This window comes from Candidimonas humi, assembly GCF_019166065.1.
In the GTDB taxonomy this organism is placed as follows: domain Bacteria; phylum Pseudomonadota; class Gammaproteobacteria; order Burkholderiales; family Burkholderiaceae_B; genus Candidimonas; species Candidimonas humi.
In genome coordinates this window covers 61,061-85,800 of record NZ_JAHTBN010000002.1, presented here as the reverse complement: position 1 = coordinate 85,800, position 24,740 = coordinate 61,061, and the positions used below count along the sequence as shown (strand labels likewise).

The window sequence follows — 24,740 nt, the reverse complement described above, 5'->3', positions numbered from 1 at the left end:
GCGGAGATAGCATGAGGCGATTTGACGCCGCGGTGTCGGCCCGCTCGAACCATGCTGGTTCGGAACGTGCCCGTTCGGGGCATGCCGGTTCGGGATTTGCGGCATGGTTCGCGCCCTTGCTGCTGTGCCTGTGCGCGCTGTACGCGGCGGCCTGCGGCGCGCAGCAGGCCGTGCCGGTGCTGACGCAGCGCGTCACCGACCTGACGCATACCCTGGATGCGGCCACCCAGTCGCAGCTCACGCAGCAACTGGCCGCGCTGGAACAGCGCAAGGGCGCGCAGATCGCCGTGCTGATGGTGCCGTCCATCGGCAACGAGACGATCGAGCAATACGCCACCCGCGTCTTCGACCAATGGAAGCTCGGGCGCAAGAATGTCGACGACGGCATCCTGTTCGTGATCGCCAAGGACGACCACAAGCTGCGCATCGAGGTCGGCTATGGGCTGGAGGGTGCAGTGCCCGACATCTCGGCCGGGCGCATCATCCGTGAACAAGTCACGCCGCGCTTCAAGCAGGGCGATTTCGCCGGCGGCGTGAAGGCCGGGGTGGACAGCCTGGTCAAGCTGGTCGACGGCGAATCCCTGCCGCCGCCGGCGCATACCGGGGCTTCGGGCAGCGGAGACGCCCCGCCCGTGCACATGCTGGTGCCGCTGGCCTTCATCGTCATGCTGCTGCCCTCGGCCTTCGCGGCGCTGGCCGCGGCGCTGTTCGTCTACCTGATGTTCCATAGCATAGGCATCGCGCTGATAGGTGCCTTCGTGGCCTTCATCCTGAGCCGGTTCGCCCGCGCCGCCAGGGCCGGCGGGCGCGGCGGCTCGGCCCGCATCTCCCGCACGGGCGGCGTGATAGGCGGCTTGGGCGGCGGGTTTGGCGGAGGCTTCGGCGGTGGCGCAGGGGGCGGCGGTTTCGGCGGCGGCGGGGGCGGCAGCGGAGGCGGAGGCGCCTCGGGCAGTTGGTAGCGCCGCGCAGGCCAGGGGCGCGAGCCGCGACGATAAATCGAACAGGACACCGACTACATGGCCGATGCCAAGACGGGAGAGGAAATCAAGGTGCGCAAGAGCGGCGCCGCATGGCGGGAATTCACGGGCTGGGGGTTCGTCCACGGACATTGGCTGCGCCGCAAGCACTTCAGCGCGCGGCTGCTGGGCGAGATCGCCGAGCGCATCCGCCAGGCCGAGCTCGGCCATTCGGGCGAGCTGATGGTGGCGGTCGAGGCAGTGGTGCCGCCGCATGAACACGACAATTCCCTGCGGGCGCTCGAGGTCTTCGGCCGGCTCAGGGTCTGGGACACGCCTGGCGATACCGGGGTGTTGTTGTACCTGGCCCTGGACCGGCACCATGTAGAGATCATCGCCGATCGCGGGGTCGGCGTGCCGGACGCCGCATGGAAAGATGTCTGCACTCGGCTGCAGGCCGGCCTGGCCGCCCGGCGTTACGGGCAGGCGCTGCTGGAGGCGGTCGACGCCATCGAAACGCTGCTGCAGGCGCACTGCCCGGCGGTGCCGCCCGGCGCGGCGCGCCCCAATGCGCTGCCGGACGAGCCGGTGCTGTTGTAGCCGGGAGCCCAGGCTTGGCGCCCCGGTAGAGCTTCGCCGCGTACGGATCGCATACGCGGATACACGATAAAAATCAGGGCGGGTCGCCGCCCAGGCGCCTGGCCAGCGTGCCTATCGCCCGCCGGCGCTCCGGCGTGTTTTCGTAGTCGTCCGACAGCGACGACCATTGCGGCTGGCTGCGGGCCAGCACGAGCTCTTCCGGCAATCTTCCCTTGCGCAATGCGGCGGCGGCCCCGCCGTCCGCGGCATCGGCTTGTGCAGCGGCCCACATGGAGCCGGCATCGCGCGGCAGCTCGATGCCGTCCTGTGCGGCGTGGCCGCGCCGTTCCAGGGCCGCCAGCAGGTCCAGTTGGCGCAGGCCGAGCAGGCGCAGCACGGCATCGTCCGCGCCCAGTTCGCGGTAACCGCGCACGCGTCCCAGCAGCCGCTTGCCGAGCCGGTCGGCGCCTTGCCACAGGCCGCCGATGGCGGCGCCCGCCAGCGCCGCCGCCCCCAGGCTCATGCCGGCCGTGAACGCGTCGATGGTCGCGCCCGCCATGGCGCCGGCCGCTACGCCCTTGCCCACGTGCACGCCCATGGACTTGAGGGCCTGCGGATGGAACAGGTCCATGCCCCAGCGTTCGCCTTCCAGGGGCAGCGCGTGCTGCGGGAAGTCGGCCGCGCGGAAGCGGTACAGCTTGAGCAGCGCCTTGACGCAGCGGTTCTCGCGGCGCCGCAGCTTGTCGCGCAAGGCGGCGGTGGCCTTTTCCACGGATTCCTCGTCCGCCGCGGCGGCCAGGTGCCAGGCGGCCGCGTCCACGAGCAGTTCGGCGATCAGCGCCAACGCGTCTTGGCGGCGCCGCTCGCGCTGGACGGCGATGTCTTCCTTGAGCGTGCGCAACAGGCCTGCGTAGCCGTCCAGTAGCAAGGCCAGCTTGTCGTAGAGCTGAGCTTCGCCGTCCAGGGCCGGCGCGACGGAATCGAACTCGACGCTGGCATGCAGGCCGAGCCGGGCCAGGGCCTCGCGCCATGCGGCGCCGCGCTGCTGCGGGCTGCGCATGAAGTTCAGCACAGGCAGCAGAGGCTTGCCGCAAGCGGCCAGTATCGCCAGTTCGTCCCTGTGCTTGGCCAGGACCGGGTCGCGCGCATCCACCACGTACAGGCCGGCGTCGCAGTCGAGCAATTGCTTGAGCACGCGTGCTTCCTGCTCGAAACGCCGCCGGCTTTCGGGGGTGTCCAGGAAGCGGCGGATGCGTTCGGGGCCGTCCAGGCGCGTACCGGCGTGCTGCGCCAACTGGTCCAGATAGTCCAGCAAGGCCATGCCGTCTTCCATGCCGGGCGTATCGAACAGCTCCACCGCGGGCTGGCCCTCGACCAGCAGCCGCGCTCCCTGCACATGACGCGTGGTTCCGGGGCTGTCGCGCACCTCGCCGAAGTCGGGGTCGCGCGTCAAGGTGCGCAGCAGCGATGTCTTGCCGGTGTTGGTGTGGCCCACGACCGCCAGCCGCAGGCGGGCGCGCTCAGTCTCGGCCATCGCGATCCTCCGGCGGGCGGGCTTGCGGGCCCGTATGTTCGGGGTTTGTCCGCTCGGCGAGTGCGGGCGCCGGGCGTCCGGGCCCGGGGGCTTCGGGTTCGAGCCCCTGGGCTGCGGAGCCGCCCGTCCGGCCCTGTGCGCCGTCGCGCAGCCACGCGAGCGCGGCCGCCTGATCTTCGTACAGATCGTCTGCGGAGCGGCCCGCGGCAGCAAGGCGCTCGCGCCATGCCGCGACCCGGCTTCCGTCCTCGTTGCGAGCGGCGCCCTGCAGCAGCACCCGCAACTCTCCGGCTGCCGCGGCCAGTTCGGCCAGCAGGGCCAGGACGCCGCGGTCGGGGGTCTGGCGCGCGTCGCAGACGGCCAGCAGCCTTGACGGCGGATGGGCCCGCAGGGTTTCGAGCAGCGCATTGCGCTGCGCGCGGGTATCGAGATTGCCGCCGTCGGCCACCCCCTCGGGCAAGGCTTGCGCCGGCCAGGGCTCGTCGTCCGGCAGTTCGATGCCGACAGCGAGCGGGCCGCCCCGCAACGCGGCAGCAAGGCCGGGCGGGATTTGCGGCGCGCTTGCGCCCGCGTCCGGAGCGTCGATGCCGGTCTGTTCGCTGGAGGGCTGCAGCCGCTCGCGCAGCTCGGCATAGCCCGGCAGGCTCGTGTCCAGTGCGGTGCAAGCCAGGCGCTTGCGGCCCATGTACAGGCACAGCAGCAGGGCCAGCAGGCGCGGCAGCAGGCCGTACGCCAGTACGCAGCCGATCAGCCAGCTCGACCAGAGCATTTGTACCGAGGCGGGCAGGACCTGCAGGCCGTCGCTGGCCCGCACCATATCGGTCGCCGGCATGGAGAAACCCAGCCATCCGGGCAGCCAGCCCAGTATGGCCGTGACGTGCACGAAGGTGTCGGGCGACAGCAGCGTGGTTTCCCAGTCGAAGGTATAGCGGCGTGTGGACAGCACCGCCACCAGGACCACCATCAGGCTGGCGAAGGCGCAGGTCCACAGCCCATGGCTGACGCCGCCCAGGACCCAGCGCAGCGCGCCGTTGCGAGCCAGCACTTCGACCAGCGCGCGCGGCGCCAGCGCGGCATCCGGGCTGCGTGCCAGCTTGCGGGTCAGCCATAGCCACAAGCGGCCCAGGCCCGCGACCCGGGCGTGCAGGCCGAAGCTCAGCAGCCAGGCGAGGAAGGTGAGCGTGTGCAGCCCCAGCATGGCGAACAGCGCGAGCAGCAGATTGACCGGCCGGCTGCCGTCGCCCAGGGCGCCCAGCGCCGCGCCGGCGCCGGCGAACAGCCCGGCTATCGCCAGGGCCAGGAGGGTCAGCCGCGCGCCGCGCGTCCAGTGGGCCAGCAGCTCGTCGAGTTTTTCGCGCCGCCCCAGATAGCGGGCGCGCAGCAGGATCTTGTCGGGCAGTTCCCGGCCTTGGGCGCGGGCTTGGCGCGATTCGGAGGCGTCTTCCAGCGGCCCCCAGTGCGCCTCGCGCAGGCGCACGGTTTCGGCCATCCAGTAGGCGGGCAGGCCGTCGGGGCCGGACATCAGGGGGTGGTGTGGGTGGCGCCGTGGCGCGGCGCGTCGTCGAACCATTGCGCCAGCTTGCCATGCGCCAAGGCCTTGACTTCCGGGGTGATGTACAGGGCCACGGTCGCCAGCGCCGCGGCCATCACGCCCAGGTCGTCGGTATAGCCTATGCCGGGTATCAAATCGGGTATGGCATCCAGCGGCAGCACGAAGTAGGCCAATGCGCCGTAGATGATGCGCCTGGCCCATTTCGGGGTGTTCGGGCTTTGCGCGGCGTAATACAGGTACAGCGCTTTTTCGAGCACGGTCCGGCCCGCTCCCTTGGCGTGCTGCTGCAGCTTGCGCCAGAAGCCTTGTGGAGCCTGCGGCTCGCGGGTATGTCGACGGTTCATGATTGCTCCGCTATAAAAGTGACGGCGGCGTGGGGACATTGTAGTGGGCCGGGCGAAATGAAGGCCCGCTGCGGCCCGGGTGCGGCGCGCCACCCCCGGCGAGCGCGGCATGGGCGCCATGATGCGGCTGCCCGTTGCACCCGCGCCGAAGCGCCTGCCGGGGCTTGCCGCCCGCTGCGATCCATGAAAAAGGCACCCCGCCGGGTGCCTTGAGATCGTGCGAGAGGCGCCCGCGGCGATCAGGACTTCTTGACGACGAGCCCGTATATGAACAGCACGATGATGGCGCCCACGATGGAGCCTATCCAGCCGGCGCCCTGTCCGGGCGCATACCAGCCTAGCGCGTGGCCGAGATACCCGGCGACCAGCGAGCCGACTATACCCAGGATGACGGTCATGATGATGCCGAGTTTTTGATCCCCCGGCATGATGGCCCTGGCGATTAGGCCGACGATGAAGCCGACGATGATCATGCTGATGATACCCATGGCGATCCTTTCTGATAGTTGACGAGAAAAACCGATAAAGCAGCACGAGTCGAGTATGCGCGTCCATCATAGGGTGCGCAATGCGCTATCGTCCAGAGCAGGGCGGCAATTTTCGTTTCAAAAAGTTAGGGCTTGGCGTATTTGCGACGGATTTCGGCCACAGGTGTGGCGCCGACGATACGCCGGCGCTCACGCCGCCGGCTGCTCCAGTTCCAGGCCTTCGCGCGACATGAAGTGCAATGTAGGCATCAAGGACAGCAGATGCTTGCTGTATTCGTGCTGGGGATGGGAAAAGAGCGTCTCGGTGTCCGCCACTTCCAGCAGTTCGCCGTAGCGCATCACGCCCACCCGGTCGCACATCTGGCGTATGACGGGCAGGTCGTGGCTGATGAAAAGAATTGTCAAGTGCAGCTTTTCCTGCAGGTCCTTGAGCAGGTTGAGGATCTGCGCCTGGATCGAGACGTCCAGCGCCGAGGTCGGTTCGTCGCAGATCAGGAAGCGCGGCCGGGTGGCCAGCGCCCGCGCGATGCAGATGCGCTGGCGCTGGCCGCCGGAGAATTCGTGCGGATAGCGGCGCAGCGCGCGCTGGCCCAGCCCCACGTAGTCGAGCAGGTCGGCAACGATGGCGCGGGTCTGGGCCTCGGTGGCGGCTAGCTTGTGGAAGCGTATGGGCTCGGCCACGATGTCCAGGATGCGCATGCGCGGATTGAGCGACGAAAACGGGTCCTGGAACACCATCTGGATCTGCCGCCGGAAGGTGTTGAGCGCGGCTTCGCTGCGCAGCGCCGTCACGTTGACGTTGTCGAAGATCACCGAACCGCTGCTGGCCTTGTACAGGCCCGCGATCAGGCGCGCGATGGTGGACTTGCCCGAGCCCGATTCGCCTACCAGGCCGAAGACCTCGCCCTCGCGTATGTTGAAGCTGGCGTTCTTGACGGCGTCCAGCATGCGGCGATTCTTCTTCAGGAAAGCGTCCTTGAGCACGAAGCGCATGCCGAGGTTTTCCACCCGCAGCAGCGGCGTGTCGTCATGCCGGCCGTAGTCGCGCGCCTGGCCCAGCCAATGGGTGCGGATGTCCAGGTCTTTGCGGCTGTCGACCTGCACGTCTTCGATGTAGGTCACCATCGGGAAGCGCCGCAGCTTGACGTCGGGGCGCGGCACGGCCGAGATCAGGCTCTTGGTGTAGGGGTGGTCGGGGTTGCCCAGGATCTTTCCGGTGGAGCCTTCCTCGACCAGCTTGCCGCGGTACAGCACGGCGACCCGGTCGGTGATTTCGGCGATCACTCCCATGTCGTGGGTGATGATGATCATGCCGACCTGTTTTTCCTTGCAGAGCTTGCGCAGCAGGTCCAGGATCTGCGCCTGTATCGACACGTCCAGCGCGGTGGTCGGCTCGTCGGCGATGACGACTTCGGGTTCGCAGCACAGCGCCAGGGCGATCACCACGCGCTGGCGCATGCCCCCCGAGAACTGGTGCGGATACTGCTGCAGGCGCAGCCGCGGCTCGGGTATGCCTACGCTTTCGAGCAGCTCGACGGCGCGCTCGCGCGCCTGCTGGCGCGTCAGGTCCAGGTGCACCAGCATGGTTTCCACCAGCTGGCTCTCGATGGTCTGCAGCGGGTCCAGCGAGGTCAGCGGGTCCTGGAAGATCATGCTGATGCGGCGGCCGCGCACCTCGCGCAGTTCGTGCAGCGGCAGCCGGTCGATGCGCCGGCCCTGCAGGTTGACCTCGCCCGCGGTCATCTTGCCGGGAGGTTCCAGCAGCCCCATCACGGCATTGCCTATGGTGGACTTGCCGGCGCCCGATTCGCCCACCACGCCGAGTATTTCGCCTTTTTCCAGCGACAGCGTGACGTTGTCGATGGCCGTGAGCGCGCCATGCCGGCTGGCGAATTCGATGCGCAGTTTTTCTATGTCGAGTAGTGCCATGTATCGGGTCGCCGTCAGTTCAGCCGGGGATTGAGTGCGTCGCGCAGCCAGTCGCCGAGCAGATTGACCGAAAGCGCCAGCAGCACCAGGGTCACGCCGGGAAAGATCGAGATCCACCATTCGCCGGAGAACAAATAACTGTTGCCTATGCGTATCAAGGTGCCCAGCGAAGGCGTGGTGGGAGGAATGCCCACACCCAGGAACGACAGCGTGGCCTCGGTGATGATGGCCACGGCCAGGTGGATGGTGGCGATCACCAGCACGGGGCCGAGCACATTGGGCAGGATGTGGCGCCGCAGGATGGTGACCGAACGCATGCCGATCAGGCGCGCGGCCTGCACGTATTCCTTGTTGCGTTCGACCATGGTGGCGCCGCGCACCGTGCGCGCGTACTGCACCCAGCCCGAAATGCCTATGGCGAAGATCAGCACGTACAGCGACATGCTGTCCTGCAAGTCGCGCGGCATCAGGCCGCGCGCGACGCCGTCGATCAGCAGCGCGATCAATATGGCGGGGAAGGAAAGCTGCACGTCGGCGATGCGCATGATCACGCCGTCGATGCGTCCGCCGGCATAGCCGCTGATCAAGCCCAGCGATACGCCCAGGATGATGGAGAACAACACCGAGGCCAGGCCGACCAGCAGCGAAATGCGCGAGCCGTACAGGATTGCCGAGAGTATGTCGCGGCCCTGGTCGTCGGTGCCCAGCAGGAACTGCGCGCTGCCGCCGTCGGCCCAGGCCGGCGGGTTGTTGGCGTCCAGCAGGTTCAGGGATGCGAGGTCGAAGGGGTTGTGCGGGGCGATCAGCGGCGCGCACACGGCGCCCAGGATGATCGCCAGCGCCAGCAGCGCCGAGACGATTGCCATGGGCGAGTGGCAGAAACTGTAGAACAGGTCGCTGTTGCGCAGGCGAGCCCAGGTACCGGTGGAGTCCATATGACGCAGGCTCTCAGTTCTTCTGTATGCGCAGCCGGGGATCGACCGCAAAATACAATAAATCGACGATCAGGTTGATGATCACGAAAAAGAAGGCGATCAACAACAGATAGGCAGCCATCACGGGTATGTCGACCGCGCCTATGGACTGTATGAACAACAGCCCCATGCCGGGCCACTGGAACACGGTCTCGGTGATGATGGAAAACGCGATGATGGAGCCGAGCTGCAGGCCGGTGATGGTGATGACCGGCACCAGGGTGTTCTTCAGGGCGTGGCGGAAGTGGATCATGCGTTCGGGCAGGCCGCGCGCGCGGGCGAACTTGATGAAATCGGTCTGCATGACTTCGAGCATTTCGGCGCGCACCAGCCGCATGATGAGGGTCATCTGGAACAGAGCCAGCGTGAAGGCCGGCATGATCAGCGACAGCCAGCCGCTCTTGGTGAGAAAGCCCGTGCTCCACCAGCCCAGGTGCACCACCTCGCCGCGGCCGAAACTGGGCAGCCAGCGCAGCAGCACGCCGAAGACCAGGATCATCAATATGCCGATCAGGAAAGTGGGCAGCGAAATGCCCAGGAGCGAGATGGTCATGAAGGTGTGCGACAGCACGCCGCGCCGCTTGAGCGCGGTATAGATGCCCATGGGTATGCCCAGCAGCAGCGCGATCAGCGCCGAGACGAAGGACAGTTCCAGCGTGGCGGGCATGCGGCTGGCGATGAGCTCGCTGACCGGGCGGCGCTGGCGGTACGACACGCCGAAATCGCCGCGCGCGGCATTGCCGATGAAGCGCAGGTACTGGACCATGAACGGATCGTCCAGCCCGAGCTGCTTCTTGAGCGCTTCGCGCTGGGCGAGCGTAGTGTCCTGGCCCACCATATTGTTGATGGGGTCGCCGACATAGCGGAACATGGCGAAGGCGATGAAGCCGACGGCCAGCATGACGAAGACCGACTGCAGGATACGCCGTGCGATGAAACTTAGCATGCGAGGAATCTTTGCCTGGTGGCGAGTGCGGGGAACCCGCCTCGGGCCGCCGTGGCGGCCCGAGGCGCGGGCAAGCGCCTGCCGGGTTTACGGCATGACAACGTTGCGGATGTCGAGCACGTCGTCGGCGCGCTGCGCCACCTTGATGCCCTTGCGCACGCCCCAGGACATGGGCTGCTGGTGCAGCGGCAGGTAGCCGTAGTCGTCACGCAGCATGGTGAACGCCTGTTTGATCAGGGCGTTGCGCTTGACCTGGTCGGTCTCGGACTCGATCTTCGCGACAATGGCGTCGATCTTGGGGTTGCAGTAGCCGCCGAGGTTGAACTGGCCGGCCGCGGTCTTGGAGTTGCGGCATTCCACCAGGTTGACCAGCGAATTGTCGGCGTCGATCGAGCTCGGCGTCCAGCCCAGCAAGTACATGCTGGTGTTGTTGCCGGCCTGCAGCAGCACCTTGGCGAAATACTTGGACTTGGTCTGCGCCAGCAGGTCGATCTTGATGCCGACGCGCGCCAGCATGCTCGCCACCGCCTGGCAGATCTTCTCGTCGTTGACATAGCGGTCGTTGGGGCAATCGAGCTGCACTTCGAAGCCCTTGGGATAGCCGGCCTCGGCCAGCAGCTTCTTGGCCTTGGCGAGATCGGGCTTGTAGGGCTTGCCGAAGGATTCGTCGTAGCCGTTGATCTTGTCGGCGATCAGCGTGCCCAGAGGCTTGGCCGCGCCGCGCATGATCTTCTGGTTGATGACGTTGGTATCGACGGTAAGGTCGATGGCCTCGCGCACACGCTTGTCCTTGAACGGATTCTTGCCCTTCACGTTGGAGAACAGCAACTGGTCGCGATGCTGGTCCATGCCGATGAAGATGGCGCGGGCCTCGGGCTCGTTCAGCACGCGCACATTGGGCTCTTTTTCCAGGCGCGGCCAGTCTTGCACGGGCACCGGCTGCACGATATCCATTTCGCCCGATATCAGCGCGGCCACGCGGGTCGATTCCTGGGTGATGGGCTGGAACACCACGTCGGTGACGTTGGTGGGCATGTTCTTGTTCCAGTAGCCGTCGAAGCGCTTGAGCGTGGTCTTGACGTCGGGCTGGCGGTCGACGACGATGAACGGGCCGGTGCCGTCCTCGTGCATATTGGCGTAGTTGCTCTCGCCGCCCTTGACGTTGGTGGCCTGGGTCGTGTTGTGCGCCTCGGCCCACTTCTTGCTCATGATGTACAGGAAGGTCCAGTCGCGCGGCAGGATCGGATTGGGGCCGGGAGTGGTGACCTCGACGGTGTAGTCGTCGATCTTCTTGACGTCGGTGGCCTTGGCGCCGTAGCCCTTCATGTCGGAGCCGGGGGTCAGGCTGCGCTTCCACGAGAAGATCACGTCGTCGGCGGTGAAGGGGCTGCCGTCATGGAACTTCACGCCCTTGCGCAGGTGGAATATCCATTTCGTGGGCTCGGGGTTTTCCCAACTGGTGGCCAGCATCGGCACCAGTTTCAGGTTCTTGTCGTAGCCCGCCAGGGTTTCGTAGAACCAGCCCTGGAAGCCCAGGGTGAAGGTTTCGTTCAGGGACATCGGGTCCAGCGACATCATGTCGCCCTGGTAGGCCCAATGCAGCGTCTTGCTCTGCGCCTGGGCGCCCACGCCCAGCACGATGGCCGCGGCAACGGCCGTGTGTCGTATCAACTTGGAAAACTTCATCGCTTATCTCCTGCCGGTTATCTATTGTTCGTGTGGCACGACTTGCGTCGCGGATTCTGCTGTCGATTGGGGGCTCACCTCGGTTGGCAATGGGCTGGGCCTGCTTCAGGCGGCCAGCTGGTCTATGAGTTTTTCCATGAAGGCCTCGCAGGCTTGCACTTGCGAGATCTCGATGTATTCGTTGGGCTTGTGCGCATTGTCGATGGAACCCGGCCCGCACAGCACGGTGGAATAGCCTTTTTCCTGGTATTGGCCGCCTTCGGCGGCGTAGGGCACCACGCCGCCGCATTGGCAGCCCGAGAGGCGGCAGGCGATTTCCTGTGCTGCGCCGCCCTGGTCTTGCAGCGGCGGGGCGTCGGCGAAAACCTCGGTGGTAATGGAGGTTTCCGGCGCGACCGCGCGCATGTCGCGCAGCAGCGTGTCGGCATAGGCCTCGAAACGTTCGAGGTAGGCGCGCCAGTTGTCTCCCGGCAGCGCCCGGATATCCCACACGAAGCTGCACTTGCGGGCGATGATGTTCAGCGCCGTGCCGCCTTCGACGGTGCCGACGTGCAGGGTGGTATAGGGCGGCACGAAGGGACTGGAGAGATCGGCCTCGGCCTTGTTGCGGGCCATCATGTCGTCGATGTAGGCGATCAGCCGGGCGGCGATGGTCACCGCGCTGACGCCATCCTGCACCTGGCTGGAATGGGCCTCGTGGCCTATGACGGTAGTGCGCAGCGCCGCGATGCCTTTATGGGCGACGATGGGCCGCATGCTGGTGGGTTCGCCGATGATGACGGCGCTGGGCCGTGCCGCCTCGATGGACAGGCGCTCGATCAGGGACGGCGCGCCGACGCAGCCGATTTCTTCGTCGTAGCTGAGCGCGAAATGCACCGGTCGGCGGATGTTGCGCGCGAGCATGTCGGGCACCGCGGCCAGCCCGATGGCCGAGAAGGATTTCATGTCGCAGGTGCCGCGGCCGTGCAGGCGGCCGTCTTTTTCCACGACCTGGAAGGGGTCGGTATCCCAGGGCTGGCCGTCGACCGGCACCACGTCGGTGTGGCCGGACAGCACGATGCCGCCTTCGACTTGCGGGCCGACGGTGGCGAAAAGATTGGCCTTGGTGCCTTCGCGGTTGGCGATCAGCTGGCTTTGCACGCCGTGCCCGGCGAGGTAGTCGCGCACATAGTGGATCAGTTCCAGGTTGGAATTGCGCGAAACCGTGTCGAATCCGACCAGCTTGGTGATCATTTCTAGGGACTGGGGCTTCACAGCGTGCTTTCTCCTGCTCGGCCACCGGGATCGTATAGCCCCGCGCACTCGCGGGACTGCGGCCGACTCTCTGCTCTCAATGTCGGTAACGGGGGATGTTAGTCACGCAATAGTTTGAACGTCAATGATTTCACCTTGGGGTAAGCCCCAGGTTTGCCATGAATTCGGCAGCAACCTAGGGTTTACTATAAGTCTATACATTTCGGCTCGGCCTATGCGGCCCGTGCATCTCGTACGGCCCATGTAGTCCATGCAGCTAATGCGGCCAATGCGGCCAATGCGGCCAATGCGGCCAATGCGGCCCGCGCCGGCTGCAGCCCACGCGAGCACGGTTCGGTGCGCCCGCGGGGCCGGGGGCGCGGAGCGCGCGGAAATGCGCACGCCATGTATTCATGGTATAGATGGCGGACAGCGCGGCGGCCGGATTTGTCGCCCGCGCGGCAAGCGGCGCAGCCCGCCGGCGCGGTTCGCCCGATGCGTCGCGGCCCCGGCCGCGACAGATACAGGAGTCATGCATGGACCAGGAAAAATGGACGGCCGTCGATGCGTATTTCACCGACACGCTGCTGGACCCCGACCCGGTGCTCGACGAGGTGCTTGCCCGCTGCGAACGGGCCGGCCTGCCGCCGATCAATGTGGCGCCCAACCAGGGCAAGTTGCTGTACCTGCTGGCCTGCATGAAGGGCGCGCGGCGTATTCTGGAAATTGGCACCCTGGGCGGCTACAGCACGATCTGGCTGGCGCGCGCGCTGCCGGAGGGCGGCATGGTGGTGAGCCTGGAGCGGGATGAGCGCTATGCCGCACTGGCTGAGAAGAATGTGGAGCTGGCCGGCCAGTCCGGCAGGGTCGAGATCCGCTGCGGCCTGGCGGTGGAAACGCTGGAACGCATGATCGGCGACGACGAAGCGCCGTTCGACCTGGTCTTCATCGATGCCGACAAAGAAAACAATCCGCGCTACCTGGAGCTGTCCCTGGCGCTGTCGCGGCCCGGCACGGTGATCATTGGCGATAACGTGGTGCGCCGAGGCCAGGTGGCCGACGCGGCCACGACGGACCGCGACGTGCAAGGGGTGCAGCGCTTCTGCGAAATGATGGCGGACCACTCGCGCTTGACGGCCACGGCGATACAGACGGTAGGCAGCAAGGGCTGGGACGGGTTTTCGCTGGCCCTGGTGACGCAGTAAGTTTCGCGAAGACGCGGGCGCTGCGCGGCAGGCAGCCCCGGATCATCATGGAGCCATCATGGCGGTTGCCGCCTGCCTGCGGCCGGAGCCGCGCCTTCAAAAAGACGCGGAATAGCCCCCGTCCAGAACAATGGTGTGCCCATTGACGTACGATGCGGCCGCAGACGCCAGGAATATGGCGGGGCCCACGATTTCCGAGGGCTCGCCCCAGCGGCGCAGAGGGTTGCGCCTTTGCATGGTCTCGATGTTCTCGCGCTTTGTGGTGAGTTCGCGGTTGAATTCGGTGGCGAAAGTGCCCGGGGCGATCGCATTGCAAAGAATCCCGTCTTTGCCGAGTTCGACGGCGGCCACACGAGTCATGGCCTCGAGCGCCTGCTTGGTGATCGGGTAAATGAAGTCCCCGCTTCTGGCCAGGCGCCCTTGCAGGGAAGTAATGTTGATGATGCGGCCGTACTGCCGCTTCCGCATGAGAGCCGCGGCCAGGCGCGACATTTCGATGGCCGCCAGAAGATTCGTGCCGACTACGCGATGGATGTCGGCTTCTGAAAGTTCCGCCAGCGGGCTCCTGGCACGCACCCCCGCGTTGTTGACGAGGATGTCCAGCCTGCCGTGCCTGGCCTGGATGGCATCGAAGGCTTGCGTGCGGCCCGCCCCGTCCGCAATGTCGAATGCCAGCCAATCCGCATCGAGGCCCGCCGCGGAGAGCTGTTCGCATACTTGCGCGGCCTTGGCCGACGAGCGGCCGTGCACAATGACCTTGGCCCCGGCGGCGGCATAGCCTCGGGCGATTTCCAGGCCCAGCCCCTGGCTGGACCCGGTTATCAGCGCAACCCGGCCTTGCAGCGAGAATGAGTCGGGCACGGCTTGTTTATGCATGTCTTGCGCCTGGTCCTGCATGCTGGGTAGCCGCCGGTTCTCAGTCCTTGTAGCTCGGGTCGCGCCTGTCGAGATAGCGCAGCATGGCGGGCCATTCCATGAGCCCGAACGGCCGGCGCACGGAAGGTTGGTACAAGTGGTGTGTCTTGGTCGCAATGGCCTCGGAGGGAATATTCAATTCCGCCCCCGAGCACATCGCATCCACCTGGGCGCGGCATGCCATTTCCAGCCAGTACACGGCATTGAAGGCTTCCGCGATGCTCGGGGAAGCGACCAGCAGGCCGTGGTTGCGCAGGATCATGGCGTCCTGCACGCCCAGGTCGGATACCAGCCTGGCCTGCTCGTCCATGTCGAGCGCGACGCTTTCGTAGTCGTGGTAGGCAATGTTCTTGAAGCGCATCGCCGTCTGCGTGAGAGGCAGCAGCCCCGCTTTCATGCAAGAAACCGCCATCCCTGCCCGCGAGTGGGTATGGATGACGCAGCCGACATCGTGGCGCGCGCCGTGGACCGCACTATGTATCACGTAGCCGGCCTGGTTGAGGCTGTAGTCGGCATGCGGATTGTCCAGGATCTCGCCCTTGAGATTGATCTTTATCAGGCTGCTGGCGGTGATCTCTTCGTACATGTACCCGTAGGGATTGATCAGGATTTCATTGTCAGTGCCCGGGATACGCGCGGTGATGTGGTTGTAGACCAGGTCGCTCATGCCGAACAGCGGCATCAAGCGGTAGCACGCGGCAAGATCGATACGTGTTCGATGTTCCTGCTCGCTGTATTTTTCCGTCATTTCTGGGTTACTCCTGCTGTTTTCACCAGGTCGCCCCACATCTTGTAGTTTGTTTCGACCATCTGGCGAAATGCCTGTGTCGAGGGGCTGGAGACGACTTCCGAGCCCAGCGCCACCAGCTTTTTGTGGACCGCGGGGTCCGCAAGGGTACGGTTCAGGTCGGTGTGGATCTTCTCGATGATATCGCGAGGCGTGCCCTTGGGCGCGAAAAATCCCAGCCATGCCCCCATGTTGAAGTCTTTGATGCCGAGTTCCTCGAGCGTGGGGACGTCGGGCGCCAGCTGCGCGCGCGTGCTGGTGCTGACGGCGATGGCCTGCAGGCGCCCCGCCTTGATGTGCGGCAGCGTGGATACGACCGTGTCGAACGTCATGTCCACATTCCCCGCGATGACGTCGGTCTGGGCCTGGCTGCTGCCTTTATAGGGAACGTGCGTCATCTTCGTATCGGTTTTCTTCATCAGCATGGCCATCAGCAAGTGGCTGGTGGTTCCGGTGCCGATGGAAGCGAATGTCAGCCCGCCCGGATGTTGATGGGCGTAGTCGATGATTTTCTTCAAGCTGTCCAGCCCTTTTTGCTTGTTGGTGACGAGCATATAGGGCAGCCAGGTCGTCTGGCCGATGAACTCGAAATCCTTCAGGGGATCGTAGTTCAGTTGCTTGTATACGTAGGGATTGATGTTCATGGGCGCGGTCGCCGACAGCACCAGGGTGTAGCCGTCGGGCTTGGCCCGTTTCACTTGTGCGACGGCAAGGCTGCCGCCCACGCCGGGCTTGTTTTCCACGATGATGGGCTGGCCCCATTCCTTGCTGAGCTTGTCGCCGATGATGCGGGCGACGGAGTCCGTGGAGGTGCCGGGCGGAAAGCCGACCACGATGGTGACCGGGTGCTCCGGGAAGCCCTGGGCTTGCGCCGGCCCCGTTGTTGCGCACAGGGCTGTTCCGCACAAAGCGACGGCAATTGCGAGCTTCGCCAATTTCATTTGTTTCCTCCATAGTTGTTTTAGGTCGCAGCAATTCTTGCATACAAGAATTGCGCGCCCTATTTGCAATTATGGAATCCGGGCTTTTCGATTATGAAATAAGCGTGGGGCTCGCGCCCCGCCGTCTCGCCGCCCTTTTGGAAGGCGGCGTTCCTGACTATGCGCTAGTACGGTCCCGCGGGCGTGGCCGGCGCGGCGTTGGCGGGGCTGCGTCCGAATTCGCCGGCGAGTTTTTCCGCGGCACGGGCAAGCAAGGAGGAATCCACGCCCACGGCGACGAAGGTGGCGCCCAGTTCCAGGTAGTGGCGGGCCTGCTCGATATTGCTGTGCAGGATGCCGGCGGCTTTGCCGGCGCGCACGATGCGAGTGATGGCGTCGTCTATGGTCTTGGCGACTTCGGGATGGCCGGGCTGGCCCAGGTAGCCCATGCTGGCCGACAGGTCGGCGGGCCCGATGAATACGCCGTCCACGCCTTCGGTGGCGAGGATGTCGTCCAGGGCGGCGACGCCTTGCGGGGTTTCGATCTGCAGCAGCACGCACATTTGCTCGTTGGCGCGGTGCAGGTAGTCGGGGATGCGGCCCCAGCGCGCGGAGCGCGAGATGGAGCTGCCGACGCCGCGCACGCCTTGCGGCGGGTAGCGCACGGCGGCGACTGCAGCGGCGGCTTCGGCGCCGGACTGCACCATGGGGATCAGCAGGGTCTGCGCGCCGAGTTCGAGGATTTGCTTGATTTGTACGGGGTCGTTCCAGGACGGCCGCACTACGGGGGCGACCGGGTAGGGCGCGGCGGCCTGGAGTTGCGGCAGCAGGGTCTGCAGGGTGTTGGGGGCGTGTTCGCCGTCGAGCAGCAGCCAGTCGAAGCCGGCGCCGGCGCAGATTTCGGCGGTCAGGGGATTGGCGAGGGCGACCCACAGGCCGATTTGCGGTTTGCCCTGGCGCAGGGCCTGCTTGAATGTGTTGGTCAGGATGTCCATGATGATTGTGTCGGGGTCCGGTTCGGGTGCTGGTTCGTTTGTGGAAGTGAGGTGTGGTGCAAGACCAAGGGCTGCGGATTCATGCCGATGCGGGCACTGTGCTGCGCAAAGGGCTCATCTCTCAAGTGTAGCTATGGTAGTGGCGTGTAGGGCGTGTTTGCGGGATGGGCGCGGTCGTCGCCGCGCCGGGTTCTTGAACCGCGGCCTGGTATGGGGTATTCCCCTCCGGCTCGATGACCCGCTCGCCTCCGGGAAACACCCCATACCCTCCGCTTGCGCCGTAGACGGCTGGATGCCGGGGACGGTGGAGGGGCCTGGCGTCGGGCGTGGCGCCGGTGACGGGGCTTGCCTGCGCATTTGAAGGCCTTGGGGGAACCCTGGGGCCTGCACGTTGCCGGGCCTCGCGCCTTCAGGCGGCGAAGTGGCAGTTGACCGAGCCCAGCGGTCCGTAGTCCACGGCGAAGGTGTCGCCGGGGCGGGCGAATACGGGGCGGGTGAACGAGCCCGACAATATGACTTCGCCGGCTTCCAGCGCGACGCCGTAGGGGGCGAGCTTGTTGGCCAGCCACACCACGCCGTTAGCCGGGTGGTTCAGAACGCCGGCGGCGACGCCGGTCTCTTCGACTACGGCGTTGCGCGACATGATGGCGCTGACCCAGCGCAGGTCGAATTCGCGGATCTTGACGGGACGCCCGCCGATGACCACGCCGGCGTTGGCGGCGTTGTCGGAGATGGTGTCGAAGACCTTGCGCGGGCGCTTGGTGTCGGGGTCGGTCATCTGGATCCGCGCGTCGATGATTTCCAGCGCGGGGGTGACGTAGTCGACGGCGTCGTAGACGTCGAACAGGGTGACGTCGGGCCCTTGCAGGCGCTTGCCGAGGACGAAGGCCAGTTCGACTTCGACGCGGGGCATGATGTAGCGTCCGGCGGGGATTTCACCGCCGTCGTAGTAGAACATGTCGTCGAGCAGCACGCCGTAGTCGGGCTCGTCGATCTGCGAGGACTGCTGCATGGCGCGCGAGGTCAGGCCGATCTTGTGGCCCTTGACGCGGCGGCCTTCGGCCAGCTTCAGCGCGACCCAGGCGCTTTGCACCGCATAGCCGTCTTCGATGGTCATTTCGGGATGTTCCAGCGAGAACTGGCGGACCTGCTCGCGGCTGCGCTCGGCCTGGTGCAGTTTCGCGGCCAGTGTCTTGATGGTGTCTTGGTCTAGCATGAGTTGGGTTCCACGGTATGGATTGGGCGGCCGGGCCGCCGGACGGCGGCGGTTCAGGCGGGGTCGGAGAGCGGCGCCGTGTCTCCCGGACATGCCACCAGAGTGTTGACCAGGCGTCCTATGCCTTCGATTTCGGTGACGACCTCGTCGCCGGGCTGCACGTTGACGATGCCGTCGGGCGTGCCGGTGAGGATCAGGTCGCCGGGCGACAGGGTCATGAAGCTGCTGAAGTATTCGATCAGCGCGGGGATGTCGAACACCATGTCGCGGGTATTGCCGCGCTGGGTCTCGGTGCCGTTGACCGTGGTGCGCAGGTTCAGGTTCATGGGGTCGGGCACGTCGTCGCGCTCGACCAGCCAGGGTCCGAGCGGCGTGCAGGTGTCGCGGCTCTTGACGCGCAGGTTCGGGCGGTACCAGTTCTCGAGGTAGTCGCGCAGCGCGTAGTCGTTGGCCACGGTATAGCCGGCCACGTAGTCGTAGGCCCGGGCGCGCGGCACATCGCGGGCCTCGCGGCCGATCACCACTGCCAGTTCGCATTCATAGTGCATGAAGGCGACGTCGGTAGGGCGCAGGGTCTGGCTGCGATGGCCCACGAAGGCATTGGCCGCCTTCAGGAAGCCCAGCGGCTCTTCGGGGGCCTTGAAGGCCAGTTCCTTGGCGTGGTCGGCATAGTTGATGGCCAGGGTGAAGGTGGTGCGCGGCTCGATGGGGGGCAGCCATTGCACGTCGTCTTGCGAGACGCGGCGGCCGTCGGCCAGGAGCAGCGCGCCGTCGCCGGCGTCGGTGGCCAGGTGGATCTTGTCCTGATAGCGTATGCGTGCGTGTTTCATGGGATATACCTATGCCGCGACGAGGCGATTGGCGAGGCTGCCCAGGCGGGCGATGTCGATTTCGTAGCGCTGTCCGGCGCGGGCCCGGGGCGCGCCGGCGGGCACGCCCACCAGCAGGACGTCGCCGCTGTCCAGGCTCATGAAGCGGGTGACGTCGGCGATGAGGCGCGCCACGGGACGGATCAGGTCGCGGGTATGCGCCTGCTGGGCCACCTTGCCGTCGATGCGCATTTCGATGGCGAGGTCGTCGGGGTCGGGCACCTCGGCGCGCGGCACGGTGCGTGCGGCCATGGGGCAGAAGCCGTCGCGGCATTTCTGCTTGATGGGCGGGCGGTAGAAGCTGGCATGCGGCACGGACAGGTCGGCCACGATGCGGTAGCCGGCGACATAGTCCAATGCCGATTGTTCGGATACCCGGGTGGCCTTGCGGCCGAATACGATGCCCAGGCAGGCGCCGATTTCCACTTCGGGCACGTCGGCCGGCAGGACGATGTCGCTGTCCTGGCCGGCATAGGTATTGGCGGGCTTTATATAGAGTATGGGGGCCTTGGGCGGCGCCTTGTAGGGAGGCTGGCTGGCGGCCTCGCCCAGTTGCTCCAGGGCCTGGCGGTAATTGAGCAGGGCGCCCACCACGGTGCGGGGCAGGCCGCCGGCGGGGGCGGCCGCGAGTGCGGCGTAATCGAGGCTGGAACTCATGGCTGGCCTCCTTGCTTGGCCGCGGCCCGGGCCTTCAGGTAGTCCCGGTAATTGTTGGTCTTGTAGTTCAGCACCGGGTCGGCCTCGTCGATCTGCATGCTCAGGCCCAGCGGCCGCGCGGCCATGATGGGCGCGGTGGCTTCGCGCAGCGCGGCAAAGACGCGCTCGCCCAGCTGCTTCTTGGTCTCGAGGTCGCGCCCGTGGCCTATCTTGAGGGTCAGGTGCACGAAGCTGTTGTCGGGGTGTCCGTCGACGATCAGGTAGTCGTCGATGGCGATGGCGCGGGTGCGCGCCCCCGCCAGGGGAAAGACGCTGCCGTCGTCGATGGCGGCGTCCTGGATGGTCTTCATCAGTTTGCGGACCTCGAGCTGCGGGCGCAGGTTCGAGGAATATTCGATCCAGATATGGGGCATGGCCGGCCTCCGATCCCATGGAAATTGGCGTTCTAATTAACATGTTAAAGAAAATGAAGGGCAGCGTCAATGCGGCGCCGGAAGGGCGCTCGGCCCGGCGCTGCCCCCTGGATGAAGCATTGACAAGCGCCGAGAAAAAGTAGATCATTAACCTGTTAATTAATTGGCGCGCCGGACCGAGCCGCGCGCCCCTCGTCACGGGCGGGCATACGCCCGTAAGGAGCACAGCGTGAGCATCAAGCACTGGATCAACGGCAAAGAAGTCGACAGCAACGACCGCTTTACCACCTACAACCCGGCCACCGGCGAGGCTCTCGCCGAAGTCGCCGCCGGCGGCGCGGCCGAAATCCAGGCCGCCGTGGCGGCCGCCAAGGATGCCTTCCCGGCCTGGGCCAACACGCCGGCCAAGGAACGCGCCCGCCTGATGCGGCGCCTGGGCGAGCTCATCGACCAGAATGTGCCCATGCTGGCCGACCTCGAAACCAAGGACACCGGCCTGCCCATTTCGCAGACCAGCAAGCAGCTCATCCCGCGCGCCTCGCACAACTTCGAGTTCTTCGCCGAAGTCTGCACCCGCATGAACGGCCATACGTATCCGGTCGACGACCAGATGCTGAACTACACCCTGTACCAGCCGGTCGGGGTCTGCGCGCTGATCTCGCCCTGGAACGTGCCCTTCATGACCGCCACCTGGAAGACCGCGCCCTGCCTGGCGCTGGGCAACACGGCGGTGCTGAAGATGTCGGAACTGTCGCCGCTGACGGCCGACCAGCTCGGCCGCCTGGCGCTGGAAGCCGGCATCCCGCCCGGCGTGCTGAACGTGGTGCAGGGCTATGGCGCCACGGCCGGCGATGCGCTGATCCGCCATCCCGACGTGCGGGCCATTTCGTTCACCGGCGGTACGGTCACGGGCAACAAGATCATCCAGAACGCCGGCGGCATCAAGAAGTTCTCGATGGAACTGGGCGGCAAGTCGCCGGTGCTGGTGTTCGACGACGCCGACGTCGATCGCGCCCTGGACGCCGCGCTGTTCACCATATTCTCGCTCAACGGCGAGCGCTGCACGGCCGGCTCGCGCATCTTCGTGCAGGAAACCATCTACGACGACTTCGTGCGCAAGTTCGCCGAACGCGCCAGCCGCCTGGTGGTGGGCGATCCCACCGATCCCAAGACCAACGTCGGCTCGATGATCACTCGCCAGCACTGGGAAAAGGTCACCGGCTACATCCGCCTGGCCGAGCAGGAAGGCGCGCGTATCCTGTCGGGCGGCCCCGACAAGCCGGAAGGCCTGCCCGAGCACCTGAAGCTGGGCAACTTCGTGCGCCCGACCGTGCTGGCCAATGTCGACAACCGCATGCGCTGCGCCCAGGAAGAAATCTTCGGGCCGGTAGTCTGCCTGATTCCGTTCAAGGACGAGGCCGAAGGCCTGGCCCTGGCCAACGACGTGCGCTACGGCCTGGCGTCTTATATCTGGACCAACGACCTCGGCAAGGCGCACCGCCTGGCGCGCGGCATCGAGGCCGGCATGGTGTTCGTCAACAGCCAGAACGTGCGCGACCTGCGCCAGCCTTTCGGCGGCATCAAGGATTCGGGCATCGGGCGCGAGGGCGGCGAATACAGCTTCGAGGTCTTCGCCGACGTCAAGAACGTGTGCGTGTCCATGGGCAGCCACCACATCCCCAAGTGGGGCGTTTGAATCCGCGATGCCCGCGGCCGCCTGGGGCTGGCCGTGGGCGCGACCGCCAGGCCGCAGCCGCAAGCCGCAGCCCGGCGCGCCGCCTTCGGGGCGGCGATCCAGGAGGGAGACATGGGTAAATTATCGCTGGCGGCCAAGATCACGCACGTGCCGTCGCTGTATCTGTCGGAAATGCCCGGGCCGCACCACGGTTGCCGCGAAGCCGCCATCCGGGGCCATCACACCATAGGCCAGCGCTGCCGCGAACTGGGCGTGGACACCATCGTGGTGTTCGACGTGCACTGGCTGGTCAACGCCGGCTACCACGTCAACTGCAACAGCCGTTTTGCCGGCACCTACACCAGCAACGAGTTGCCGCATTTCATCAAGGACATGAGCTACGCCTATCCCGGCAATCCGGAGCTGGGCCGCCTCATCGCCGAGACCGCCACCGCGAACGGCGTGGCCACGCGCTCGCACGAGATCGACAGCCTGGAACTGGAATACGGCACCCTGGTGCCGATGCGCTACATGAATTCCGACCAGCACTTCAAGGTGGTGTCGGTGGCCGGCTGGTGCGCCTGGCACAACTTGCAGGACAGCCGCCGCTTCGGCGCGTCGGTGCTCGAGGCCATCGAGCGCAGCGACAGCAACGTCGCGGTGCTGGCCAGCGGTTCGCTGTCGCATCGCTTCAACGACAACGGCAGCCCCGAAGAGTCCATACACCAGATCAGCCGCGAATTCTTCCGCCAGGTCGATCTGCGCGTGGTCGACCTGTGGCGCAGCGGCGACTGGAAGACCTTCTGCAAGATGCTGCCCGAATACGCCGATCTCTGCGAAGGCGAGGGCGGGATGCACGACACCGCAATGCTGCTGGGCCTGCTGGGCTGGGACTCCTACGACCGTCCGGTGGAAATCGTCACCGATTACTTCTGCAGCTCGGGCACCGGCCAGATCAACGCGGTGTTCCCGCTGCCGCGGGCCTAGGCCGGTCCGCCCGCCGGGCGGCGCCGAGCCACAGCTTTCCCGGCTGGCGTCACGCCATCCTCGAAGGCTGCGGCGGCATCGGCCGGACGCAACACATCCCGCGTATCAGGGGCCCGATAGCCCGTATCGGGATGTGGCGGCTGCTGCCGGCGCCGGCAACAGCCGAAAGAGTGTGTAGTCGCAGGGCGGCGCCGCTCAGGCGCCCGCCGACTTGTCCTGCCTGACCAGCGCTATCGCCGCGTCGACGTCGCGGTAGAGGCGGTCCAGCAATTCCTTCCCTATTTTTTCTTCCAGTTCCTGGTATTTCCGGTCGATCTGGGGCCGCATGTGCTTGATGAGCGTGGTGCTCTTGGGCGTCAGCGAAATTTCCTGGCGGCGCTGGTCGGAATCCGATCGCGTACGCACGATCAGCCCCGATTGCTCCATGCCCGCCAGCATGCGCGTCAGGCTGGGGCTCAGGATCTGGCAACTGCGCGCGATCTGGTTGGGCTCCATGGGCCCGGCCTCGCTGAGCGTGCGCAACACGCGCCACTGCTGCTCGGTGACGCCGGCCTCGTTCAGCACGGGCCGGAAATGCGCCATCAGCGCTTCGCGAGCGTAGAGGAACAGGTGCGGAAGGTTGCGGTGGTGGAAGGATGCATTCATGTTGCGATGTTAACAAGAAAGGGTGCTGTTCCGGCCATTGGTCTGAGCTTCATGCTCGATTTTCAGTGCATCCCGGGATGAAAAGACCTTCTGGCCGCCTCAGAGGGTCTGCCTAAAGAGGCGGGGCCCGGCCTCCCTGCATACGGGCACACTACCTATTCCTTATCTTGATGACGAAGGCCCGGACGCCGCGAGCGTCGCTGCCGCCCCATGTCTCGTAATAAGGGTTAGCCCTTATTTTGAAGACTGCAAGCCTGCATTAGCATTCGAATTTGGTTCATTCAACAAATCATTGATTCGTTAGATGAAACAAACTACAGGATTGACCTACGCAGCGGCGCGGGAAATCGCTGCTCCCTTCCGGGTCGAGGGCAAAAAAGTTCGGCCGGAAACGGCGCTGGTATTCGATTCTCCGCACAGTTGGCCGGAATGGCCGCAGGACTGCCCAGTTCCTCGCGCCGGGCTGATGAGCAGTTGGGATGCGTGGGTGGACGAGCTATGGGCAGGCGCGGTCCGGGGCAGGGGGCCGCTGCTGGCGGCACACTTTCACCGGGCTTATATCGACGCCAATCGGGCTCGCGACGACATTGATCCGGGGCTGCTCGACGGCGTCTGGCCCGGTCCGATCGCGCCCGGCGCAAAGTCGCGGGCAGGCATGGGGCTGATCCGGCGCTATGCGTTGCCCGGCGTGCCGATGTATGAGCAGCCGCTGCCGGTGGCGGAGGTCGCGCGGCGCATTGCGGACTATTACGACCCCTATCACAAAGAGCTGGCCGATCTTATTCAGGCCGCACAGGACGAACATGGCTTTGCCTGCCACATTGATTGCCATTCGATGAAGTCGATAGGAAACGCCATGAATGACGACGGCGGCAAGGCCCGCCCCGATATCGTGGTGAGCGACCTCTTGGGCAAGAGCACTGCGCCGGCGCTGACCGAATGGGTGGCCCAGGCGTTCTCGTCGCTCGGGTATCGAGTGCAGGTCAATGACCCGTATCGCGGGGCGGAATTGATCCGGCGGCATGGCTGCCCCGCCCAGGGCCGTCATAGCGTGCAGGTGGAGATAAATCGCGCGCTGTACATGAACGAGACAGCCTTGGTGAAAACATCCGGCTATTCCGACTTGGCCAGGAACCTGCAGGCCTTCGTGGATCGGCTGTCGGCGGCGCTTGCCGGTTCGCTGGGCGCCACATTGCGCAGCCTCCCTGAAGCGCATCTTTATTGAATCTCACTTT

24 protein-coding genes are annotated in these 24,740 nt (G+C 65.7%); 6 read left to right on the top strand and 18 right to left on the bottom strand.

Annotation, left to right across the window (positions count from 1 at the left end; translation table 11 throughout):
* Positions 1-11 precede the first annotated feature (11 nt).
* Together KVP10_RS03855 and KVP10_RS03850 are read left to right on the top strand one after the other, a co-directional pair.
* Positions 12-959, top strand: a complete 948-nt coding sequence (locus KVP10_RS03855) for a TPM domain-containing protein (RefSeq protein WP_217963164.1) — start codon at positions 12-14, stop codon at positions 957-959.
* A gap of 57 nt (positions 960-1,016) precedes the next feature.
* Entirely contained in the window at positions 1,017-1,556 is a 540-nt protein-coding gene (locus tag KVP10_RS03850; protein WP_217963163.1) for a TPM domain-containing protein, read from the top strand.
* A gap of 73 nt (positions 1,557-1,629) precedes the next feature.
* Here KVP10_RS03850 and KVP10_RS03845 read toward each other — a convergent pair whose 3' ends face one another.
* The 9 genes from KVP10_RS03845 to argE all read right to left on the bottom strand — a co-directional run bounded on the left by KVP10_RS03845 (position 1,630) and on the right by argE (position 12,242).
* Positions 1,630-3,069 carry a GTPase/DUF3482 domain-containing protein gene (locus KVP10_RS03845; protein ID WP_217963162.1) on the bottom strand — a complete coding sequence of 480 codons (1,440 nt, stop codon included), beginning with the start codon at positions 3,067-3,069 and terminating at the stop codon, positions 1,630-1,632.
* Positions 3,056-4,591: a DUF2868 domain-containing protein gene (locus KVP10_RS03840; protein WP_217963161.1), complete on the bottom strand. Its 1,536-nt coding sequence runs from the start codon at positions 4,589-4,591 to the stop codon at positions 3,056-3,058. The genes KVP10_RS03845 and KVP10_RS03840 overlap by 14 nt, the downstream gene beginning before the upstream one ends.
* A complete protein-coding gene (locus tag KVP10_RS03835; RefSeq protein WP_217963160.1) occupies positions 4,591-4,965 on the bottom strand; it encodes a YkvA family protein in 375 nt (124 codons plus the stop codon). Before KVP10_RS03835 ends, KVP10_RS03840 begins: the two co-directional genes overlap by 1 nt.
* 239 nt (positions 4,966-5,204) lie before the next feature.
* Positions 5,205-5,453, bottom strand: a complete 249-nt coding sequence (locus KVP10_RS03830; protein WP_217963159.1) for a GlsB/YeaQ/YmgE family stress response membrane protein — start codon at positions 5,451-5,453, stop codon at positions 5,205-5,207.
* Between the two features lie 189 nt (positions 5,454-5,642).
* Positions 5,643-7,382 (bottom strand): dipeptide ABC transporter ATP-binding protein, encoded by a 1,740-nt coding sequence (locus KVP10_RS03825; RefSeq protein ID WP_217963158.1) that lies wholly within the window; start codon positions 7,380-7,382, stop codon positions 5,643-5,645.
* A gap of 14 nt (positions 7,383-7,396) precedes the next feature.
* The gene (locus tag KVP10_RS03820; protein ID WP_217963157.1) at positions 7,397-8,317 is read right to left on the bottom strand and encodes an ABC transporter permease; all 921 of its coding nucleotides are present in this window, start codon (positions 8,315-8,317) and stop codon (positions 7,397-7,399) included.
* A 13-nt stretch (positions 8,318-8,330) separates the two neighbouring features.
* Positions 8,331-9,302: an ABC transporter permease gene (locus KVP10_RS03815; RefSeq protein WP_217963156.1), complete on the bottom strand. Its 972-nt coding sequence runs from the start codon at positions 9,300-9,302 to the stop codon at positions 8,331-8,333.
* Between the two features lie 87 nt (positions 9,303-9,389).
* Positions 9,390-10,988 (bottom strand): ABC transporter substrate-binding protein, encoded by a 1,599-nt coding sequence (locus KVP10_RS03810; RefSeq protein WP_217963155.1) that lies wholly within the window; start codon positions 10,986-10,988, stop codon positions 9,390-9,392.
* Between the two features lie 105 nt (positions 10,989-11,093).
* Positions 11,094-12,242: an acetylornithine deacetylase gene (gene argE, locus KVP10_RS03805; RefSeq protein ID WP_217963154.1), complete on the bottom strand. Its 1,149-nt coding sequence runs from the start codon at positions 12,240-12,242 to the stop codon at positions 11,094-11,096.
* Between the two features lie 515 nt (positions 12,243-12,757).
* On the opposite strand from argE, the gene KVP10_RS03800 reads away from it, so the two are divergent.
* Positions 12,758-13,426, top strand: a complete 669-nt coding sequence (locus KVP10_RS03800) for an O-methyltransferase (RefSeq protein WP_217963153.1) — start codon at positions 12,758-12,760, stop codon at positions 13,424-13,426.
* 96 nt (positions 13,427-13,522) lie between these two features.
* On the opposite strand, the gene KVP10_RS03795 is transcribed toward KVP10_RS03800, so the two are convergent.
* The 8 genes from KVP10_RS03795 to KVP10_RS03760 form a co-directional block, all read right to left on the bottom strand.
* Entirely contained in the window at positions 13,523-14,302 is a 780-nt protein-coding gene (locus KVP10_RS03795; RefSeq protein WP_217963152.1) for an SDR family oxidoreductase, read from the bottom strand.
* Between the two features lie 40 nt (positions 14,303-14,342).
* Positions 14,343-15,089: a class II aldolase/adducin family protein gene (locus KVP10_RS03790; protein WP_217963151.1), complete on the bottom strand. Its 747-nt coding sequence runs from the start codon at positions 15,087-15,089 to the stop codon at positions 14,343-14,345.
* A complete protein-coding gene (locus KVP10_RS03785; RefSeq protein WP_217963150.1) occupies positions 15,086-16,069 on the bottom strand; it encodes a Bug family tripartite tricarboxylate transporter substrate binding protein in 984 nt (327 codons plus the stop codon). The genes KVP10_RS03790 and KVP10_RS03785 overlap by 4 nt, the downstream gene beginning before the upstream one ends.
* Before the next feature lie 164 nt (positions 16,070-16,233).
* The gene (gene hpaI / locus KVP10_RS03780) at positions 16,234-17,043 is read right to left on the bottom strand and encodes a 4-hydroxy-2-oxoheptanedioate aldolase (protein WP_217963149.1); all 810 of its coding nucleotides are present in this window, start codon (positions 17,041-17,043) and stop codon (positions 16,234-16,236) included.
* 409 nt (positions 17,044-17,452) lie between these two features.
* Positions 17,453-18,259 carry a 2-oxo-hept-4-ene-1,7-dioate hydratase gene (gene hpaH / locus KVP10_RS03775; protein ID WP_217963148.1) on the bottom strand — a complete coding sequence of 269 codons (807 nt, stop codon included), beginning with the start codon at positions 18,257-18,259 and terminating at the stop codon, positions 17,453-17,455.
* A 53-nt stretch (positions 18,260-18,312) separates the two neighbouring features.
* Complete coding sequence (locus KVP10_RS03770) at positions 18,313-19,089, bottom strand: fumarylacetoacetate hydrolase family protein (protein WP_217963147.1); 777 nt, start codon at positions 19,087-19,089, stop codon at positions 18,313-18,315.
* A 9-nt stretch (positions 19,090-19,098) separates the two neighbouring features.
* Positions 19,099-19,785, bottom strand: a complete 687-nt coding sequence (locus KVP10_RS03765) for a fumarylacetoacetate hydrolase family protein (protein WP_217963146.1) — start codon at positions 19,783-19,785, stop codon at positions 19,099-19,101.
* Entirely contained in the window at positions 19,782-20,198 is a 417-nt protein-coding gene (locus KVP10_RS03760; RefSeq protein WP_217963145.1) for a 5-carboxymethyl-2-hydroxymuconate Delta-isomerase, read from the bottom strand. The genes KVP10_RS03765 and KVP10_RS03760 overlap by 4 nt, the downstream gene beginning before the upstream one ends.
* 229 nt (positions 20,199-20,427) lie before the next feature.
* Here KVP10_RS03760 and hpaE point away from each other — a divergent pair, with 229 nt between their 5' ends.
* Positions 20,428-21,894, top strand: a complete 1,467-nt coding sequence (gene hpaE, locus KVP10_RS03755) for a 5-carboxymethyl-2-hydroxymuconate semialdehyde dehydrogenase (protein WP_217963144.1) — start codon at positions 20,428-20,430, stop codon at positions 21,892-21,894.
* Positions 21,895-22,005: 111 nt separating this feature from the next.
* Positions 22,006-22,860, top strand: coding sequence for a 3,4-dihydroxyphenylacetate 2,3-dioxygenase (gene hpaD, locus KVP10_RS03750; protein ID WP_217963143.1), 855 nt, complete (start codon positions 22,006-22,008; stop codon positions 22,858-22,860).
* A 195-nt stretch (positions 22,861-23,055) separates the two neighbouring features.
* Here the strand turns inward: hpaD and hpaR are convergent, their stop codons facing one another.
* Positions 23,056-23,505 (bottom strand): homoprotocatechuate degradation operon regulator HpaR, encoded by a 450-nt coding sequence (gene hpaR, locus KVP10_RS03745; protein ID WP_217963142.1) that lies wholly within the window; start codon positions 23,503-23,505, stop codon positions 23,056-23,058.
* 304 nt (positions 23,506-23,809) lie between these two features.
* On the opposite strand from hpaR, the gene KVP10_RS03740 reads away from it, so the two are divergent.
* The gene (locus KVP10_RS03740; RefSeq protein WP_217963141.1) at positions 23,810-24,730 is read left to right on the top strand and encodes an N-formylglutamate amidohydrolase; all 921 of its coding nucleotides are present in this window, start codon (positions 23,810-23,812) and stop codon (positions 24,728-24,730) included.
* Positions 24,731-24,740: the final 10 nt, after the last annotated feature.

Excerpts from the sequence above, each read along its gene's own strand:
- KVP10_RS03855 (WP_217963164.1), top strand. The coding sequence starts at position 12 with ATGAGGCGATTTGACGCCGCGGTGTCGGCCCGCTCGAACCATGCTGGT.
- KVP10_RS03850 (WP_217963163.1), top strand. The coding sequence starts at position 1,017 with ATGGCCGATGCCAAGACGGGAGAGGAAATCAAGGTGCGCAAGAGCGGC.
- KVP10_RS03845 (WP_217963162.1), bottom strand. The coding sequence starts at position 3,069 with ATGGCCGAGACTGAGCGCGCCCGCCTGCGGCTGGCGGTCGTGGGCCAC.
- KVP10_RS03840 (WP_217963161.1), bottom strand. The coding sequence starts at position 4,591 with ATGTCCGGCCCCGACGGCCTGCCCGCCTACTGGATGGCCGAAACCGTG.
- KVP10_RS03835 (WP_217963160.1), bottom strand. The coding sequence starts at position 4,965 with ATGAACCGTCGACATACCCGCGAGCCGCAGGCTCCACAAGGCTTCTGG.
- KVP10_RS03830 (WP_217963159.1), bottom strand. The coding sequence starts at position 5,453 with ATGGGTATCATCAGCATGATCATCGTCGGCTTCATCGTCGGCCTAATC.
- KVP10_RS03825 (WP_217963158.1), bottom strand. The coding sequence starts at position 7,382 with ATGGCACTACTCGACATAGAAAAACTGCGCATCGAATTCGCCAGCCGG.
- KVP10_RS03820 (WP_217963157.1), bottom strand. The coding sequence starts at position 8,317 with ATGGACTCCACCGGTACCTGGGCTCGCCTGCGCAACAGCGACCTGTTC.
- KVP10_RS03815 (WP_217963156.1), bottom strand. The coding sequence starts at position 9,302 with ATGCTAAGTTTCATCGCACGGCGTATCCTGCAGTCGGTCTTCGTCATG.
- KVP10_RS03810 (WP_217963155.1), bottom strand. The coding sequence starts at position 10,988 with ATGAAGTTTTCCAAGTTGATACGACACACGGCCGTTGCCGCGGCCATC.
- KVP10_RS03800 (WP_217963153.1), top strand. The coding sequence starts at position 12,758 with ATGGACCAGGAAAAATGGACGGCCGTCGATGCGTATTTCACCGACACG.
- KVP10_RS03795 (WP_217963152.1), bottom strand. The coding sequence starts at position 14,302 with ATGCATAAACAAGCCGTGCCCGACTCATTCTCGCTGCAAGGCCGGGTT.
- KVP10_RS03790 (WP_217963151.1), bottom strand. The coding sequence starts at position 15,089 with ATGACGGAAAAATACAGCGAGCAGGAACATCGAACACGTATCGATCTT.
- KVP10_RS03785 (WP_217963150.1), bottom strand. The coding sequence starts at position 16,069 with ATGAAATTGGCGAAGCTCGCAATTGCCGTCGCTTTGTGCGGAACAGCC.
- hpaI (WP_217963149.1), bottom strand. The coding sequence starts at position 17,043 with ATGGACATCCTGACCAACACATTCAAGCAGGCCCTGCGCCAGGGCAAA.
- hpaH (WP_217963148.1), bottom strand. The coding sequence starts at position 18,259 with ATGCTAGACCAAGACACCATCAAGACACTGGCCGCGAAACTGCACCAG.
- KVP10_RS03770 (WP_217963147.1), bottom strand. The coding sequence starts at position 19,089 with ATGAAACACGCACGCATACGCTATCAGGACAAGATCCACCTGGCCACC.
- KVP10_RS03765 (WP_217963146.1), bottom strand. The coding sequence starts at position 19,785 with ATGAGTTCCAGCCTCGATTACGCCGCACTCGCGGCCGCCCCCGCCGGC.
- KVP10_RS03760 (WP_217963145.1), bottom strand. The coding sequence starts at position 20,198 with ATGCCCCATATCTGGATCGAATATTCCTCGAACCTGCGCCCGCAGCTC.
- hpaD (WP_217963143.1), top strand. The coding sequence starts at position 22,006 with ATGGGTAAATTATCGCTGGCGGCCAAGATCACGCACGTGCCGTCGCTG.
- hpaR (WP_217963142.1), bottom strand. The coding sequence starts at position 23,505 with ATGAATGCATCCTTCCACCACCGCAACCTTCCGCACCTGTTCCTCTAC.
- KVP10_RS03740 (WP_217963141.1), top strand. The coding sequence starts at position 23,810 with ATGAAACAAACTACAGGATTGACCTACGCAGCGGCGCGGGAAATCGCT.